The following is a 17,968-nucleotide window of genomic DNA, read 5'->3' as shown; positions in this document are numbered from 1 at the left end:
GTCACAGAACTCCTCTGTGACGGGATTTTGGTTTCATGAATTAATTTCAGATGTTTACCTTAAAAATCTGGTCGTCATTTTGGCGGAACGGGTGCAGAATGCTCGATCAATCATAACTTTTATGAATTTATCATATGCCTGTATTGGTCCTGCTTTTTACCACCACCTTGTTCTGGGCGATGTTGCTGGTGTGCAACCGAATTGCGCTGACCAGCTTTGACATTGATCCCTATGCCATGACCTGCTGGCAGTTGGTGTTTGGCGGGATTGCACTTGTGCTGATGGCACCGGGCAGACGCATTCCGTGGCGGCAGTTTACCCTGCCGATCAATTGGGCCTATGGTATTTTGCGGGTGATGACCGGGGTGACATGGACCGCTGCACTTGTCTATATCAGCGCACCCCAAAGCGGTATTTTGTCACAAACCGGCATGCCATTGGCGGCCCTTGCCGCGACCTTTATTCTGGGCAGAGCCCCCGGACGGTCTGAATGGCTGGGTCACGCAACCTTGATTGCCGGGGCGGTTTGGCTGGCGTGGCATCTGCCCGGTGGCTTTACCAATCCTGCCGTGCTGCTGATGCTGGCATCCGAGGTCACGGCCATTTCATCATCGGTTCTGGCGGAAAAACATCCCGATAATCAGATCAAGGATGCATGGGCGCATCTGCGCTTTACCGGGGTGTTGTTGCTGATTACAGCATCGATCTTTTTGGCGGTCCCGCCACTGGTTGACCTGATCAGTCCGGTGCCGATCCCCTATATCTCGACAGCGGGTCTTTTTGGCACCGAAACGCTGATTGCCGGACTTTTGATTGGTGTTCTGTTTCGCGGGCCTGCCATGGTGTTATCGCTGCGATCAATCAAAACTGCCGGGATTGAAAAATACATCCTGTCGACATCGGTCCTGCCCTTTATCCTGCTGGGGCTTGAGATGATCGCAGCGCGTCTTGGCCTGACCCCGACGCCCGCACATGACAGTGTGTTCTGGATCTCTTCCCTTCTGGTGATGATCGGGATAGTCCAGATTACCGTTTCAAAACAACGTCATTCGGCAAAACTTCGGGCCCTTGCCACAGAACCAATACGGATCGAAACCTGATCACCATTTGCATCGCTTAGCCGATGTCACCGATGCAAACGATCCCAGACAAGGTGTGGTTCCCTTTCCCCGGGGGAGCATCATTTCAACCGTCCCCCAATCTTGTGGTTGGAATGTCACCCCACCTTGTCGTCTTCCGGCAACCTCCCTGCCGGAAACCAGAAACGCCCGGGATTTCCCCGGGCGTTTCGTTTTTTCACTTCACAATAAAAATGCCGGCCCCCGGGGGACGGGGACCGGCCAAGCCGCACTCAAGCTTGCGCTTGCGGGGTCGGGGGAACTGTGTGCGGCCTGTTTCGTCGCCCACGCCTGTCGGCTTGGGCTATTTGGGATGCGTTAGTGACCACCTCCGCCTGCCGGTGCCTGCCCTGCGGGGCGTGCAAGCGGCAAAAGGAGGAACGCGATAAAGAATGTCGCGGCCATCGCCAGATACACGTCGTTAAACGAAATCATCGATGCTTCGCGCGTAACAAGGTTAACGATGAACTTCATTGCCGCCGCATGTGGATCGGCAATGCCCATGTCCGAATAGCGTGCCATGATGGTGGCAAGATATTGCTTGAACGCGGTGCTGGCCGGGTTGATGTGCTCGGCCAGATGCGAAAAGTGATAATCAATCCGCTTATCGAGCAACGTGTTGATCCCCGCCATGCCAATCGCCCCGCCAAGGTTGCGCATCAGGTTATAAAGCCCGCTGGCGTTTTTGATCTTTTCGGGCGGTAAAGTACCCAGTGCCAGATTGGTCACCGGCAACATGCAGAACATCAAAGCCGCCCCACGCACGATTTGCGGGAAGATCAATTCATTGAACGACACTTCGCTGGTGTTAAAGCCGTGCATGGCAAGACCAATCGCAAACATGATCAACCCAATGCCCAACACAACACGCGGCGGGTATTTCGCCGTCATTTTCCCGGCAATCGGGGCGCAGATGAATTGCGAGATTCCGGTCACGGCCATGACAATGCCGATTTCAAGACTGTCATAGCCGCGAATACGGCCCAGCATCAGCGGCATGATATAGACACTGCCATAAAGCCCGATGCCAAGGGTGAAGCTGAATACACAGCCCATGGTGAAATTGCGATCCGCAAAGGATTTCAGATCGACAATCGGCTTGTCATAGCGAAACATCCGCCAGAAGAAATAGATCCCGGCAATCACACAGACAATGGTCCCGTAAACGATTGCAGTTTCATCAAACCAGTCGTCTTTCGGCCCCTCGTCGAGCACATATTCCAGACTGCCCAGAAACACCGCCATGGCAATCAAACCTTTAAGGTCAAACCCCTTAAGCAGGGATCGGTCGCCCTTATCAATCCGAAGGGTCATGCCAACCACGGTGGCAATCAAAATCCCCGGAATAACGTTGATCAGAAACAGCCAGTGCCACGACAGCGACTGGGTCAGAAACCCGCCCAATGTCGGGCCAACGGTTGGGGCCATGGTGGCAATCAGGCCAATCATCACCGATGCGGTATTGCGTTTTTCCGGCGGGAAAATGATATAGGTCGTCGCAAACACCGTCGGGATCATGGCTCCGCCGAGGAACCCCTGCATGGCCCGGAACCAGATCATGCTTTCGATTGACCACGCAAAGGCCGATGCAATCGACATCACCGTGAAACCGATGGCCGAAATCACAAACAGCCAGCGGGTCGACATCAGGCGCGACAGGAACCCTGAAAGCGGGATCATCACCACTTCGGCAATCAGGTAACTTGTTTGCACCCAGCCAATTTCATCGGGGCTTGCCGAAAGGCCTGCCTGAATGTTTTCAAGCGAGCTTGCGACGATCTGAATATCAAGGATTGCCAGAAACATACCGACAACCATCGCCACCCAGCCAATGAACTGGATACGATCAACCTGTCCGCTTTGCACGGGCATGGCCCCTTGCGCGGATGAGGCGGATGTATCAGATGAACTGGGGACGGTATTGCTCATTAGTTAAGCTCCGAAACTTCCGTGCTGGCAATCACACCGGGCACAAGTCCGGATCCGGCAATATGCTGTGTGCCGTCGGCATCGCGGGTATCGACATCGACCACCACCGACAGACCGGGCCGCAGGGCCGTTGCCCATTTGCTGTTATCAAGGGCAATGCGGATCGGGACACGCTGGGTAATCTTGGTGAAGTTTCCAGTCGCGTTTTCAGGCGGCAACAGGCTGAACTGAGCCCCCGTGGCGGGTGCGAAACTTTCGACATGGCCGGTGATATCGGCATTGGGAAAGGCATCAACCTCCACCCGGACGGTTTGGCCACGTGCCATGTGACCGATCTGGGTTTCCTTGAAGTTTGCCACGACGTAAACGCCCGGCAACGGGACAAGGACGAGCAATTGCTCACCGGGCTGAACCAGTGCGCCGGTCTGAACCGACCGGTTGCCAACCACACCGTCAAACGGTGCATAAATCTTGGTGTCATCGAGTGCCTGCATGGCAAGGTCACGTGCAGATTCTGCCTGACCGACAGCACGTTCAGCTTCGATTTTTTGGGCCTGCAAAACGCCAAGGCGGCCTTTTTCAACCGCCATGGTCGCATTGGCAGCAGCAACCTGCGCCTGTGCTTTCTGGCGGTCGGCTTTGGCATAGTCAAATTTCTGGCGGCTGGCAGCCCCCTTTTTGACCAAATCGTCATAGCGCTGGAAATCTTCGGTCGTGCGATCAAGCTCGACCTTGGCGATGCGCACATTGGCATCGGCCTGCGTGATCGCGGCTTCCTGAAGCACGATCTGCTGATCCATCGTGGTCACTGCTGCACGGCGTGCTTCGAGGGTTGCATCTGTCTGGGCCAGTTCAAGACGGTAATCTTCGTCCTTGATCGACAGCAACAGATCGCCTTTACGGACCGACTGATTTTCATCAACACGCAATTGCCCAACATAGCCAGATACCTTGGGCGAAATGGCAACCTCGTCGGCCTGCAAATAGGCATTGTCGGTATTTTCGAAATACTGACCCTCGGTCACCCAATAGAACCCGTAATATCCACCGCCACCAATAATCGCCGCTGCGATCAGGGGCAGAATGATTTTCTTCACACTCATGACTGTCTTAATTCCTTTTGGTATTGCCTAGTACCATTTGCACCTTTATGGTACCAATCAGTACCAAACGTCAAGTGCAGAATTGGAACAGATCATTTGCCCGACGCAAAAAAGCCGGAAACACGAAAAATAGACCCCAGAACGCTCAAACGCCGTGACGTCATGATCGACGCGGCAAGAGAACTTTTTTGTGAGCACGGTCTTGCGGGCACGACACTTGAAATGATCACCGCCGAGGCGGGCGGATCACGCCGGACAATTTATGAGTTGTTTGGTAATAAGGACGGGGTTTTTGAGGCCGTTATCCGTGATTGCACGGGGCGGGTAACGTCTGTCATGGCGGGGCTTGAGTTGACCGACCTGCCGTTGCGCGCGGCCCTTATTCATTACGGCGAAACCCTGATGACGCTTCTGACAACGCCCGATACCATCCGGTATATGCGGCTGTTTCTGGGCGAAGTTCCCCGTTTTCCCAAGCTTGGAAAAGTGTTCTATGAAAGCGGATTGATGACCGGGCGCAAGTTCATTGCATCCTATTTCGAACGCCAAATGGCCGAAGGAAACTTTCCCAAGGCCGACCCAAAACAGGCTGCGGTGTTTTTCTCAAGTCTGGTCAAGGCCGATTACGACATTCGCCAGATGTCCTATATCGACTGGGAACCTCAAGCCAAGGATTTGCATAGCCACGTGATTGCGGCAGTGGACATGTTCCTGCGCGGGTATGGGATTGATCCGCAACAAACCCGCTAACACCAACCGCGCCAAAGTGCTGCAAACCCAAAGTACTGCAAACATAGCCCCCCGACCCCGTTTACAGATAACTGACCGCGTTACGCAAACAGGGTCAGCAAGCGCCATGCAATGGGGGCCAGCATTGTCACCAGACCGCCCCACATCATGGCAAGGCCCCAGCCCCGGTCACGGTTGTTAAACCCCACCGCCAAAAATCCAAAGCCGACCACACACAGGACGAGGATGATATTGTTTTCGGTTGCCATGTTTCTGACAGTCCCCATTTTAAAATGATTGCACACTCACCGGAGTCTTCATCCTTTTAGCGCAACAGCCCTAGTTTAGAACTGTTTGGAATGTGTTTTCTTTGATCCGTGTCAGACGGCTTTGATTTTTTGACACAGTGGCGTCCTGTTTTAAATTTCGCACTGCTTTGCGCTAAACAACGGGCAACTTTGCCTTTTTGTCGGTCAAAACCGCTGGCCGCGACATGTGCAAACCCAACAGAATCCTCGGTTTCGACGTGCGACGACGATGATGTTGCGTCGCCCTCTTTGATTTTCTGATGGCTTCCTGTATGTTCGGGCTCCCGACGCGGCCAGGGCGCTCCCTCGCGCGCCGGAAGACAAAGATTTAACCATCTTGAATGGCAGCCGCGCTGTATTCCGGCAGCGGCCAGCAAGGGAGTATTCTATGAGCAAGATTCAAGTTAAGAATCCAGTCGTCGAGCTTGACGGCGATGAAATGACCCGCATCATCTGGGACTTCATCAAAAACAAACTGATCCTGCCGTATCTCGACATTGACCTGAAATATTACGATCTTTCGGTTCAGAAACGTGACGAGACCGACGATCAGATCACCATTGATGCGGCAAACGCCATCAAGGAACACCGCGTTGGTGTTAAATGTGCGACCATCACCCCGGACGAAGAACGTGTTACGGAATTCGGCCTGAAAAAGATGTGGAAGTCGCCAAACGGCACCATCCGTAACATCATCGGTGGTACCGTTTTCCGTCAGCCGATCATTTGCTCGAACGTGCCGCGTCTGGTTCCGGGTTGGACCCAGCCGATCGTTATTGGCCGTCATGCATTTGGCGACCAGTACCGTGCGACCGACTTTAAAGTTCCGGGCGCAGGTAAACTGACGATTAAATTCCAGCCGGCAGACGGCGGTGAAGCCATCGAACACGAAGTCTTCGACTTCCCGTCTTCGGGCGTTGCGATGTCGATGTACAACCTTGATGACAGCATCAAGGGCTTTGCACGTGCAAGCTTGAACTATGGTCTTAACCTTGGCTGGCCGGTTTACCTGTCGACCAAAAACACCATCATGAAAGCCTATGATGGCCGTTTCAAAGACCTGTTCGAAGAAGTCTATCAGACTGAATTTGCTGACAAATTCAAAGCTGCTGGCATTACCTATGAACACCGCCTGATCGATGACATGGTCGCATGTGCCATGAAATGGAACGGTGGTTTTGTCTGGGCCTGTAAGAACTATGACGGCGACGTTCAGTCTGACACCGTGGCACAGGGCTTTGGCTCGCTCGGTCTGATGACCTCTGTTCTGATGACCCCGGATGGGCAGACCGTCGAAGCAGAAGCCGCACACGGCACCGTGACCCGTCACTATCGCCAGCACCAGCAGGGCAAAGAAACCTCGACCAACCCGATTGCATCGATCTTTGCATGGTCGCAGGGCCTGAAATACCGTGGTGAATTCGACAGCACGCCAGAAGTCGTCAAATTTGCTGAAACCCTTGAGAAAGTTTGCGTCGACACCGTCGAAGCCGGCTTCATGACCAAGGATCTGGCACTTCTGATCGGCCCGAACCAGAAATGGCTGACCACCACCCAGTTCCTCGACAAACTGGACGAAGGTCTCAAAGCTGCAATGGGCTGATCCGTTTACTGATCTGCCACCGTTAAATTGACGGGCAGTTTTACGCTTTAGGAAAGCCCCTGCTGTTTGATATCAGCGGGGGCTTTTCACATTGGGGCTTCTTGGTATGAAGACCAATTGTTCCACGCTGAAATGCGCGATCGCCATGAGAGGACCATGATTTCAGATCTCTGGTTGATGGAAAAACTGTACGATTGAAATTGCAGGCGCAGCCCTGTTGATCGACTTTTGGCCCTATGCCTTGCCTGCAAATCAATCTTAAATAGATTATTACATTCTTTTTGAATATGATCCGGGTGTCTTCCTTGATCGGACGTTTGGGTCGTCATTGCTCTATTATCTGGGCAATGGCCCATTATTCGGGGGATGGACATTGGGGGCCGCAATGACCTATCTGCAAAACCATACGATTTTGTCTTCGAACGATTTAGATGAGGTTCGCGAGTCCATCAGGGATCTCGCCTCGCGGCATGACTTTGATATTAAGGGGCCGAATGCGGAATTGAATGTCCGTGTTGCCGCCGTGGAGTCTGGTGACATCAGCCTCATGCATGTGACTCTCGATGCGACCAAACTCAGTGTGACTTCTTCTGAACAGGATCCGGACGGGTTGCTGTTATATATGCTTACCAGTGGCTCGGGGGTTGCCCACCATTGTGGAAAAGACCTGACATTCTCAGCCGGTCGGGGGTTCATGCGTGACTTGGCTGCACCGGTAAGCGCCACGGAAGATAACTTCGGCGCCTTCGTCCTTAGATTATCAAAGGACAAATTGAAGAATCATGCGCGTTCTCTGGTTGGAGATGACGTTGATTTGATGGGATTGAGTTTCGATCCCGCGATTGATTCCTGTGCGCTTGGTTGGACTATTTTCCGCAATACCGTTCACTATGTCGCCGAAGCACTTGATGGTCCCTTGCGCGAAATGCACAATCCGATCGTCACAGCACAGATGGAAGACATCCTGTTAACCCAGTGTCTAAGCCTTCTGCCCAACAGCTATCAGGACAGCATGAATGGCCGTGACGCCACGACGGTTGTTCCATTTTACATCAAACGTGCGCGTGATTACATCCACGCCCATGCCGACAAGAAAATTGGGCTTGCCGATATCGCGGCTGTGGCCGGGTGTGGGTATCGCGGAATACAACGGGGGTTCGTGGATGCATATGGTAAGACCCCGATGGCCTATTTGCGCATTGTTCGATTGAAACGCGTCCGGGCAATCTTGCTGGCAGAGTTAGACGGCCATGCGATCTCGGACGTCGCGAAACAGTGGGGGTTCACACACATGAGCCGTTTTGCGCAGGATTATCATCGGGAATTCGGCGAACTTCCTTCAGAGACGATCCGTAAAAACGCATAGAGATTCCTCCTTCAATATCCGAAAAACGGCCGCAATATCCGAAAAGCGTCATAAACGTATGATCGCTTGTGAATACGTGTTTCCTTATCTCCGCACCTGTTCAATTCTCTGCGCGGGGATTGGGCCGTCTTGTCTTCATTTTCAGACGTGACGGAGAGTGGGGGAACACTTTGTTCAAAGGACAGTCCTGAAATTTGTCAGGACTATCCACCCAACAGCAATCAAAGCGTTGACCTTGCTCTGCAAAGACTTGGTGTGTCGCTGTTTGATCTGCTGCCTGGCAATAATTTCGGGGTATCCCGGTTCATCTCATCCCCAATGCAGTCCATGGGAAAATCCCGTGGCATTTTGCGCTTTGATCTCTGATCCATCGCAGGATTACAGGCGCAAACGACAATATATTTTGGTTGAGGAATGACCCATGCGAACCCGTTTTCGGCCTGCGAAGACAGTCTGGCGCAGCTTGCTTGTCCTGACTGTTTTCATTATCGGTGCTTTGACAAATGCGTCTGATGCAAAAGCACAATCACTGGAGATCATATCCGGATCGACCGCAACGGAAGGCCATGTGATTTGCGGTGCAATGGATTTGAAGACAGGTAAGCTTATGCCGCCTTGTGGTTTTGATAAGGCGATGAAAACCCGGAATGCCGTCGGTAGTTGCCCAAGCGGGTCTTTCTTTGATATTGGAACGTGGTCCTGTTTCTCCTGCCCAAGAGGCTACAACCGAACCGGTTTCGCGGTCGATACGCCGAAAGCCTGTTCCAAGCAAATTTCCGCGCAATACACAGGCGCGACGCGAACAGGCAAGCATAAGGCTTGTCCTAAAGGGTCGTTCTTTGATGGTCGCAACGGTGGCGAGTGCTGGGCTTGCCCAGCCGAGTTCGGACGCACCATGTCCTCGGTGGATTCTTGGGATGCCTGCGGCAAGATTTTTGAAGATGCGCGCCGGGCCGAATTCATCGATAGGATTTGTCCCGAAGGGTCGTTCCCCGATCTCAATGGCAGCTGCTACACCTGTCCGGAAGGTTTTAACCGTACCGGCAATGCGGTAACAGGAAACCAAGCGTGTTTCCGAAATGAATCATTGGTGCCGGCGACCAAAATGGCCTCTTTATCATGTCCGGCCGGCGAACATTTCGATTTCATCGACGGGGGAACCTGCTGGTCATGTCCGGTGAATTCGGTCCGGTCGGTTTATGGCGTTAAGACCAATCAGGCTTGTGAATACCTTACCATGCGTTGGGAACCCGCAAGACGCACGCCGAATGGGTTGTTCGGTCTGCCTGGCGCCCATGAGATCGTTGCCGAGGTGATTAAGGACCGTACGCTGATCGATGAAGGCATCATCAATTACATCGCAGCAGCCGGACTCAATAAAGCCAAAACAGACGAGCTAAAAGCCGAAGCTTGGAACCTAATCCTGACGGAACCCGAGGACTCAGCGGTCCTAAAGGCGGCCGTTTATATGCATGTTTTCAACGTGATCAAAAGAGGGCCAAAGACCAAGCCAGAACGGGACTTGTTGAACTATATGGCCGTGTACGTCCAAAAATCCCGACTTTTGGTGGCGACAGAAATGCAAAGCGTCTGGCAAAGCTGGGAGCGCGGCTTGAAGGTCGTGCGGCCAGGTATGTCAGACGGCTTGAATCCCAATGATATTGGTGTTCGTCCGCCACAAATGGAAGACCAGGTAGGCGACATCATGTTGCTTGCACCTGGTGCTGCAATTGTCGTCGCATATGCAGGGTTTGGAGGCGCAACGCTTGTATCAACGTCCGTCGCCAAAGCGGTGGGGGCGGTTGGCAAAGCAATTTTTCCCTACCTGAAACAAGGCTTGAAAGAAACAGCGAGAATAACAGTAACGACGACTAGTATTGGCACCACCTCTATGGCCTTTATGGCGCCAACAATGATTATTTTGACCGCAAGCTCGATTGTCGCCAGCATCGGAACCGATATTGCCCTGGATCAGATCAAACAGTCATCCATTATCACTGACGCCCTGGCGAACTCGCAAAAGCCCGTAAACTTATCCCGCCTTCTATTGACCGATAACGGCCGGACAGAGGTATTAACGAACTGGGCCCTGATGACGCAAGAGCCCATCAAGCCAAACACACGGACCTGGGCGCAATTGATGCAGTCTGATAAGGCACAGAGCGGCGTGACGTTTGAAAACGGCAAGGTTGTTGTCGGCAACTTCGAAATCGATACTGCTATTGATGGCGGCCAACCTAATACTGACACGATCACGTTAACCCAGATTGAATCGATCAGTATTGACGCCTCGGCCGGGCGTTCGGCGAAATGGGATCTTATACCGGGAGAAGCCACCGATGTCGCAATTGGCACGGATGGAACGACGTATGTAATCGGCATGACCAAGGCCGGTGGCGGGTATGAAATATTTAAACGTGCGAAAACCGCAAAGCGATGGACCAAAATGGCCGGTGCGGCAACCCGTCTTGCCGTTTCCGATAATGAGGCCTGGGTCGTCAACGAAACGGGGCAGATATTTTCCCAATCGGGGTCCAAATGGCGGCGTATTCCCGGCCCGGCGGCACAAGACATCGGTGCCAGTGCCAAGGGTGTCTGGATCATTGGTGTAGATGGCAGCATCCATTTCCGCGACGGAAACCGCTGGCAAAACGTTGCCGGATCGGCAAAACGGATCGACATTGATCAGAATGGTCGACCCTGGGTCGTGAACGACAAAGGCGATATCTATGTCCATGACAACAACAGGAAGTGGGAAAAGCTTCCTGGTACTGCTGTCGATATTGCGGTTGATATCCCAGGTGCAGCGATCGTCGTTGGCACGAACGGCAAGACTTACCTGTTCAATGGCAAGAAACGCGATTGGGATATGATTGCACAAGACACGGAGTCTAACGCCGTCGGTGCTGGCGGCGGGCAGGTATGGCGCCTGACCAAGAACAATCAAATTTACCAGATGGAATAAGGGAAAAGGGCTGAGGCAATTTCAGCCCTTTTCGTTCTGTTTTTCAATTTTTGATGGCTTTGGCAATCCGGACAGTCTCGTACCCCGGATTGCCAAAGATCGAATGATAAATGGCCGTCGGCGCCGGGGGGCGCTTTGCATTTAAGCAATAAGACGGTTGATTCTTTGTGGGGAAGTGGCGCTTGGTCCAGATACGTAAACAATTTAAACGCGATCCGATACTTAAGACATCCTTTAGGGGCGCATTGGTTCTATCAACGTTGCTGGTTGCGGGTTGTCAGACAGCAGGTTTGATGTCTGATGGCGCCTTGGGTGGTAATGCAACGCCGTCAGTGGCGCGCGATATTACCCAAAAACCGGTTCTCACACGTTCCGTCGTCCAAGATGATGCCGTTCAAGCACTAGTGCGCGAAAGTATTAACGCACTGGAAGCCCAGAACATGGATGAAGCATCACGCTTGATCAATCTGGCTTTGAAACTTGATATCACCAATCCGGACTTGCAGTTTCTCAACGGTTTGACCTATCACCTGATGGGGGTTCAGGGCGACGCCAGCAAGTTTGAGCTGGCCGAGCAAGGATACAAACAGGCGCTTAAATTCGACCCGGGGAACTTGTCGGCCAATTATCAGTTGGGCCTTTTGTATATGGACCAGCGACGCTATGTCCTGGCACAGGGCTATTTTGCGGCCGTCGCGCTTCATCGTGGTGACGACCCGGCGGTGCTGTATAGTCTGGCATCCGCATCATATTATGCCCGTGACCCCAAAACTGCGGAAGCCGCCCTGAAACATTTGCTGGCTGTGGCCCCAGAGACCAAAGAGCAGCCCGAAGTCCTGAAAGCCGCCGCATTGTCGTTGGCGGCGATGGATGATCGTGCGGGGGCATCGGCGTTTGTATCAGCCTATCGCAAGGCCGTTCTGGGACCGGAAACCATCGCATATCTCGAAGACCGGGTTCAGGGATGGCAATCGTTCTATGACAATGATGCCAAGGTTATGATGGCACAATATGGCAATGATCCATATGGTCCGGGCAATAATCCATACGGTTCCAGTGATCCCTACGGTGCGGCGGCACCCGCTCCTTATGGCGCAGCACCCGATCCCTATTCTCAGCAGCAGGGGGGATATGGCGCCCCCACCGCGCAAGGTAATTCAGGACAGCAAGGTTTTGCCGATACAAGCATGGTGGTGGTCGATGTTGTCTTGATCGGCACGCAGGAAGATGTTCGCAATTCGCGTGGGATCAATCTGTTGAACGGATTGCAGTTGCAATTTGGCGACCCCCTGACCGGGACGGCGGGGTTCGGCTATGGATCGACACGCACCAAGGACTATTTGAATACCGGGCTGGAGGAAAGCACGCAAACAATCACACGCGCAATCAGCATTCCGGCCGTGACATATTCATTGAATATTGCCAATTCTGCCGATGCAAACAATCAGGTCTTGGCCAAACCAAGTTTGGTCGCGCAGGCAGGGCAAACGTCGGAATTCTTCTCGGGAACTGAAATTCTTGCTGCGGCGGTTTCGGGCGGAAATGGTGACAGCGTGTCGGTGCAAAAGGAGGTTGGTGTCAAACTTGCGGTGACACCGGAAATTCTGCCTGATGATATGATCCGCTTGCATGTGGTCGCAGAACGTACCTTCCTGACCGACCCGTCCAATTCAGTGGTATTTGAATTCCGTCTCGACACCACCAAAACCAATGTGAACTCCACCGTAACCATGAAGTTCGGTGAGACCCTTGTGCTGGGCGGATTGAGCGAGCGCGAAACATCCAAATCAGCCGATGGCGTGCCAGGCTTGATGGATATTCCGATCCTTAATCTGTTGTTCTCGCAGCGGGTTGAACGCCACTTCGAACGGTCTGTCCTGATTTTGATGACGCCACGCCGCCCCCTTTATGCCCGTCGCGCACAGGTTGATCGCGATGGCATGATCGAGGAAATGTCAGATCTGGAACGTGACATTGAACGTCTTGAGCAACGTCACAAGGATTGGTTTACACCGCGCGCGACCTTTAGCGAAGTCATTGAAAAGCTTCAGGGACGTGAATTCTTTGAGGAATTCAGAAACGGGGATGTGAAAATTCAGTCTTGGCAAAACGATGCCACCGGCCAGCAACACATTGCGATGGTGCGTGACCGGTTGCTTGATCAATAACGTTTTATTTTTAGAAACTGTGATGCGAGGTCGTCCGATGACGTTGGCGATAGTGCGGTTTTGTCTGGTTTTGTTCTGCGTCGTGCTTGGTGCCGTCATGCTTCTCAAGGGTGCTTGGGCGCAAGAGACACCAACGGCTGCGAATTGGACCCGTCTGCCCGGTACGGCTGTTGATATATCTATCAACAGTCAGGGGCAGGCCTATGTTGTGGCCCCGGATGGCACGCCGTGGCGCTGGGATGCGCTGGAACAACGCTGGCGCAAAATGTCCGGGGATTTTGTCCGGATTTCAGCAGCAGAGGGAAACCGTCCATGGGCGGTCAACGCAGATGGCGCGGTTTTTCGCTATAACGGTTTGTGGTGGGAAAGCAAAGACACAGACGTTGCCGATGTCGCCGCCGACGCGCAGGGCAATGTCTATATCGCCAAGGTAAATGGCGACATCAAAAAATGGAACCCGTTGCGCAGTGAATGGCAACCCGTTCAGGGTCAGGCGTATCGCATTGCATTGGACATGGCGGGCAATCCGTGGACCGTAACCCGTGATCGTCGTATTGCCGCGTTTGATGGCAAAAATTGGGTCCCCATGCCCGGACGTGCCGTCGACATTGCCATTGGCGGGAACGATACGGTGGTAATTGCCGATGCCGAGGGGCGAATACGGTTTTGGAACGACGGTCAGCGCAGTTGGCAGGCAGTCGCCGGAGTTGAAGGTGTAACAGCGGCGGCGGCAACACCCGACGGCGGGCCATGGGCTGTCCTCGCGGATGGCGTCATTATGGCGACCACCTTGTTGGTCGCACCAGAGAAAATCAAAACCGAAGAAGGCCGGGCACCAGAAATCAAGGCACCTTTGGCGGTCGCCCCTGTCGATACCGCCCCCGTCGCCATTGCCCCGGGGGTTTCGGCGGCACCTTTAACACCATCAGGAGCGATTGCGCCTCCAGCCCAAGTCCCACCGGCGACCACAGCGCCGGTTCAAACTGCAGCGACGCTAAGCGCGTCGCCGGTTTCCCCGCAAACAGGCACAACCGGGCAAACTGGCACCAAGAGCGTCGCCCCCGCAGCAGGGAACGATGCAACGATTGATCCGGTCGCGGTGACAACGAACGAAAATATTACCTTTGTGAACACTCAAAAGACCGCCTCGGCACTGGCGATCGGGCGCGATGGCAGTGTGTTTGGCCTGGATGCTGCGGGCAATGTCCTGCGCTGGTCGAACAGTCGCAAACAGTTCGAAAGTTTCCCCGGCACCTTGGTGCGTGTTGCGGTTGACGCACTGGGCAACCCATGGGGTATTTCCACGTTGGGACGGGTGTTTCGCCATACCGGAAATCAATGGAAACAAATCACCGGCGCGACGGGGTCTGACATTGCCATTGGCGGCGACGGGTCGGTGGTGATCGCTGATGCTTCGGGCACTTTATCGAAACTCAATGACGCCATGACCCGGTTTGACCGTATTTCCGGACAGGGCCTTCTGGTGGCGGTAGCCCCGGACGGCATCCCTTGGACCATCCGTTCTGACCAATTGGTGCAGCGTTGCGCCTCATCACCCTGCGAAATTTTCGCGCAAAAAGCTAAAAGCATCGCAATTGGTCCGGATGGCAGTGTCTATGTGGTGTCCGACAAGGACCTTCTGATGCGTCTGGACACGGATACAACGACCTTTGACGTGGTGCGCACACCCGGCCATACACCACAAAGTGTCGCAGTGGGTCCAAATGCGTATCCTTGGGTAGTAACCAAGGATACGCTTGTTCTGGCCTCCAAATTCTTTGAACGTGATGAACAGGCTGACCGTCTTGTCGCCGCGTCAACCGTCGGCGATACCACCGGCACCGGCGACACTGCCGCAGTGGTGGATGTTACATCCGAAAGCGCCTTTACGTTTTCGAAAAACATAACCTTCGAAACATTCTCCGCAAACCTCAATACGATTGATGAAATCGTCGTCGGACAAAATGATGGTTTCTATGTTTATGGCAGCCCGCAAGATCAGGGGCCAAGACAGCTTTTGACGTTCAACACCAAGACAAAGAAGCTTGAGGAAGTTTCCCTGTCCTTTAATCAGGAACTCGAGAATTTCGATTTTGCCAGTGACGGCAGCATCTGGACAAATGGAAACAGTTCGAATTCGATCTATAAACTGTCATCAACGGGTACTATCCAGCGGACCTATTCGGTCACGTCGGGCAACATTCGAAATGTGTCGATTGGATCGGACGGCACCGTCTATGTCGTCATCACCGACAGACTTTATCACTTAAAGCCCGGAACCAATGCGTTTACCAAATTCAGCAACGATGACGTTGTCAAGGTTGCGATTGGTCGCGCAGGTGACCTGTGGATTGCAGATTCCAGCAACATTGTGCAGCAGTTTACCGGGACAAGGTTCGAAAATCGTCCATTGGGGCAAGGTATAAGGATCGAGGATATTGGTGCCGGAACCGACGGCAGTGTCTATGTCAGCTTGTCCGAGAACAATGCGTCCGTTTTGAAAAAATGGAATGCAACAAACGGCTCATTTGACAAGGTCAACAACGTAAATGCGAACAAGCTAGATGTGCTGTCAGATGGACGTCCCTGGATTGCCAACACCAGCTCAGGTACGGACGTAAGGCGCGCAAAAGATTAGGGTAGAACACATACATGCTGTCCATAGCGCGGCCAGATCAGTCGCGCCCTAATACCGTTCTTGAGACAGGATTTTCTCAAGTTCACCGTTCGCACGCAGTACCGCAAGACCGGCATTGAAATCCTTGATAATTATTTGTGCTGATGGGTGATTGACGCCGACAACGAAATAAAGCGGCATGTTCGACAGGCTCTGCCCGATATGGTCGAACTCATCGGGCGAAAAGCCTGCTTCTGCCATGGCATTGAGGGCCTCTGGCACCGGAGACACGACACTGTCGACCCGTCCTGCGGCCAGCAGCTTAAAACAGGTTTTCATATCGGGCGGCGACACGCGTTTTGCCTGTCCCGATGCCAAAAGTTTTCCGGTATGGCCAAGTTCCCCATGCCCCAATGGCAGGCAAAGCGACTTTCCCAGAAGATCTATATTGTCATCGTAGGTTTCGTGTTTTCTGGCAAACCAGCCATAGGCCGACAAATTGGTAATCGGTTCGGAAAACAGCACCAGTTTTTTGCGTGATGGCGTCTGGGCATAGGGGAAAGTACCATCCACCTCCCCCTCGACGGTCATCTCAAACCCTTTGAGCCATGACCGCCAGATGATCGAGACATTCTGATAGCCCATGACCTCAAAACTGTGGCGGACAACTTCGGTAATAATGCCGCCCCCATCAGACGCCCGGTCAGCAAAAGGCGGGAAAGCATCGCCTGTGACCAAACGCATTTCCGTACGCAGGTCATGTGCATTTGCGGGCACATTTACAGGCATCACTGCCGCAAAGCTTGCCAATATCACGGCAGCATAAAAGATGTGTCGCACTGCAAATATCATCGCGCAGTCTTCACCGTCTGTTTCGTACATCCTATAGGTTAGAAAAACCCATCGTCTTTTCAAGGTTACAGTTGCACCAAAACGGGCTTTAAACCTTTGAGATACAAAAAGCCCCGACCAGACCAGACGACTGAATAGACGACTGAACAGACCGGGGCTTTTGCAGTACAACGTGACGCGGTAGTAACGTAAAACTTTACGATGCCGCCTTGCGGACAAAGTTTCCGTTCTGGAAATCGTCAAACGCCTGCATCAGATCTTTCTTACTGCTCATGACAAACGGGCCATAGCGCACGACCTCTTCACGCAAGGGGCGCGCGGCAATCACCAGCATCCGGCCGCCATCTTCACCACCCGTAAGTGTCACGCCCTCCCCATTGGCCAGAACAGCCAGATGATGGGTCGGGACATCCTTTTGCGCAACCACGGCATCGCCGATAAAGACATAGACCACGGCGGCATGCCCCTTGGGCAACGGGATGGTGACCTCGGCCCCCGCATCAAGTTTGACATCAACAAAAACAGGGTTCGTCGAAATGCCATTGATCGGGCCGGTTTTGTCAAACATTTCACCCGCCAGCAAACGCAGGTTTACCCCCTTACCCGGTGAGAATTCCTGTACTTCGTTTGGCTCAAGGTTCTGATAGCGCGGATCAATCATTTTGTCCTTTGCAGGCAAATTGATCCAAAGCTGGAACCCTTGCAACAGGCCGCCTTCCTGTTCAGGTTTTTCCGAATGAACGATCCCGCTTCCCGCGGTCATCCACTGTGCACCGCCAGAACGCAAAACGCCCTCATTGCCCATGCTGTCCTGATGGCGCATCGCCCCTTCGACCATATAGGTCACGGTCTCGAACCCGCGATGGGGATGTTCGGGGAAGCCTGCGATATATTCATCGGCATTATCGGTCGAAATCGAGTCCAGCATCAGAAACGGATCAAGCATATCAAGCTCTGGCGTGCCGATGGACCGTTTAAGCGACACACCCGCACCATCGGATGTATCCATCGCCCGTAAAACCTTGGCGACATTGCGCAAATTGGAAACAGCGTCGGACATGGGTGACCTCCTGTATTTTGATGCGCCCGCAAAACCGGGCAAATTTCATAGCCCCACTTTCGCACAAAACTGTCGCCAAACAAGGTTCAATCAGGCACCTGATTGTTTCCCTATGACCAACAAACACGTCTGAAGGCCGCCTTTGGGCCC

Annotated in this window: 12 protein-coding genes; 7 read left to right on the top strand and 5 right to left on the bottom strand. The window is 53.2% G+C overall.

Translation table 11 applies throughout. The features are described from left to right. Positions 1–134: 134 nt before the first annotated feature. Entirely contained in the window at positions 135–1,100 is a 966-nt protein-coding gene (locus COO92_RS11185) for a DMT family transporter (RefSeq protein ID WP_101302133.1), read from the top strand. Between the two features lie 336 nt (positions 1,101–1,436). Here the strand turns inward: COO92_RS11185 and COO92_RS11180 are convergent, their stop codons facing one another. Both COO92_RS11180 and COO92_RS11175 read right to left on the bottom strand, forming a co-directional pair. Next, positions 1,437–3,047, bottom strand: coding sequence for a DHA2 family efflux MFS transporter permease subunit (locus COO92_RS11180; RefSeq protein WP_338063615.1), 1,611 nt, complete (start codon positions 3,045–3,047; stop codon positions 1,437–1,439). Beyond that, positions 3,047–4,150, bottom strand: coding sequence for an HlyD family secretion protein (locus COO92_RS11175; protein ID WP_101302131.1), 1,104 nt, complete (start codon positions 4,148–4,150; stop codon positions 3,047–3,049). The genes COO92_RS11180 and COO92_RS11175 overlap by 1 nt, the downstream gene beginning before the upstream one ends. 96 nt (positions 4,151–4,246) lie before the next feature. On the opposite strand from COO92_RS11175, the gene COO92_RS11170 reads away from it, so the two are divergent. Next, positions 4,247–4,900: a TetR/AcrR family transcriptional regulator gene (locus tag COO92_RS11170; RefSeq protein ID WP_240626405.1), complete on the top strand. Its 654-nt coding sequence runs from the start codon at positions 4,247–4,249 to the stop codon at positions 4,898–4,900. Between the two features lie 80 nt (positions 4,901–4,980). On the opposite strand, the gene COO92_RS22075 is transcribed toward COO92_RS11170, so the two are convergent. Next, positions 4,981–5,148 carry a hypothetical protein gene (locus tag COO92_RS22075; RefSeq protein WP_022731950.1) on the bottom strand — a complete coding sequence of 56 codons (168 nt, stop codon included), beginning with the start codon at positions 5,146–5,148 and terminating at the stop codon, positions 4,981–4,983. Positions 5,149–5,575: 427 nt separating this feature from the next. On the opposite strand from COO92_RS22075, the gene COO92_RS11165 reads away from it, so the two are divergent. The 5 genes from COO92_RS11165 (at position 5,576) to COO92_RS11145 (ending at position 15,927) form a co-directional block, all read left to right on the top strand. Further along, on the top strand, positions 5,576–6,790 hold the full coding sequence (locus COO92_RS11165; RefSeq protein WP_022731949.1) for an NADP-dependent isocitrate dehydrogenase: 1,215 nt from the start codon (positions 5,576–5,578) through the stop codon (positions 6,788–6,790). A gap of 385 nt (positions 6,791–7,175) precedes the next feature. After that, a complete protein-coding gene (locus tag COO92_RS11160; protein ID WP_101302129.1) occupies positions 7,176–8,156 on the top strand; it encodes an AraC family transcriptional regulator in 981 nt (326 codons plus the stop codon). Positions 8,157–8,577: 421 nt separating this feature from the next. Beyond that, entirely contained in the window at positions 8,578–11,121 is a 2,544-nt protein-coding gene (locus tag COO92_RS11155; protein ID WP_101302128.1) for a tectonin domain-containing protein, read from the top strand. Between the two features lie 293 nt (positions 11,122–11,414). Beyond that, positions 11,415–13,289 carry a type II and III secretion system protein gene (locus COO92_RS11150; protein WP_101302126.1) on the top strand — a complete coding sequence of 625 codons (1,875 nt, stop codon included), beginning with the start codon at positions 11,415–11,417 and terminating at the stop codon, positions 13,287–13,289. Positions 13,290–13,326: 37 nt separating this feature from the next. Then, a complete protein-coding gene (locus tag COO92_RS11145; protein ID WP_101302124.1) occupies positions 13,327–15,927 on the top strand; it encodes a hypothetical protein in 2,601 nt (866 codons plus the stop codon). A 48-nt stretch (positions 15,928–15,975) separates the two neighbouring features. Here COO92_RS11145 and COO92_RS11140 read toward each other — a convergent pair whose 3' ends face one another. Next, positions 15,976–16,746, bottom strand: coding sequence for a substrate-binding periplasmic protein (locus COO92_RS11140; RefSeq protein ID WP_165792329.1), 771 nt, complete (start codon positions 16,744–16,746; stop codon positions 15,976–15,978). Positions 16,747–16,954: 208 nt separating this feature from the next. Next, positions 16,955–17,818 (bottom strand): pirin family protein, encoded by an 864-nt coding sequence (locus tag COO92_RS11135; RefSeq protein ID WP_101302120.1) that lies wholly within the window; start codon positions 17,816–17,818, stop codon positions 16,955–16,957. Positions 17,819–17,968 lie beyond the last annotated feature (150 nt).

Origin of the sequence: Thalassospira lohafexi (assembly GCF_002844275.1) — a bacterium.
GTDB classification, from domain to species: Bacteria; Pseudomonadota; Alphaproteobacteria; order Rhodospirillales; family Thalassospiraceae; genus Thalassospira; species Thalassospira lohafexi.
Note: the sequence above shows the minus strand (reverse complement) of the source record. Positions and strands in the feature narration are given on the sequence as shown.

Coding starts and splice junctions, on each gene's coding strand:
- COO92_RS11185 (WP_101302133.1), top strand. CDS start 135: ATGCCTGTATTGGTCCTGCTTTTTACCACCACCTTGTTCTGGGCGATG.
- COO92_RS11180 (WP_338063615.1), bottom strand. CDS start 3,047: ATGAGCAATACCGTCCCCAGTTCATCTGATACATCCGCCTCATCCGCG.
- COO92_RS11175 (WP_101302131.1), bottom strand. CDS start 4,150: ATGAGTGTGAAGAAAATCATTCTGCCCCTGATCGCAGCGGCGATTATT.
- COO92_RS22075 (WP_022731950.1), bottom strand. CDS start 5,148: ATGGCAACCGAAAACAATATCATCCTCGTCCTGTGTGTGGTCGGCTTT.
- COO92_RS11165 (WP_022731949.1), top strand. CDS start 5,576: ATGAGCAAGATTCAAGTTAAGAATCCAGTCGTCGAGCTTGACGGCGAT.
- COO92_RS11160 (WP_101302129.1), top strand. CDS start 7,176: ATGACCTATCTGCAAAACCATACGATTTTGTCTTCGAACGATTTAGAT.
- COO92_RS11155 (WP_101302128.1), top strand. CDS start 8,578: ATGCGAACCCGTTTTCGGCCTGCGAAGACAGTCTGGCGCAGCTTGCTT.
- COO92_RS11150 (WP_101302126.1), top strand. CDS start 11,415: ATGTCTGATGGCGCCTTGGGTGGTAATGCAACGCCGTCAGTGGCGCGC.
- COO92_RS11145 (WP_101302124.1), top strand. CDS start 13,327: ATGACGTTGGCGATAGTGCGGTTTTGTCTGGTTTTGTTCTGCGTCGTG.
- COO92_RS11135 (WP_101302120.1), bottom strand. CDS start 17,818: ATGTCCGACGCTGTTTCCAATTTGCGCAATGTCGCCAAGGTTTTACGG.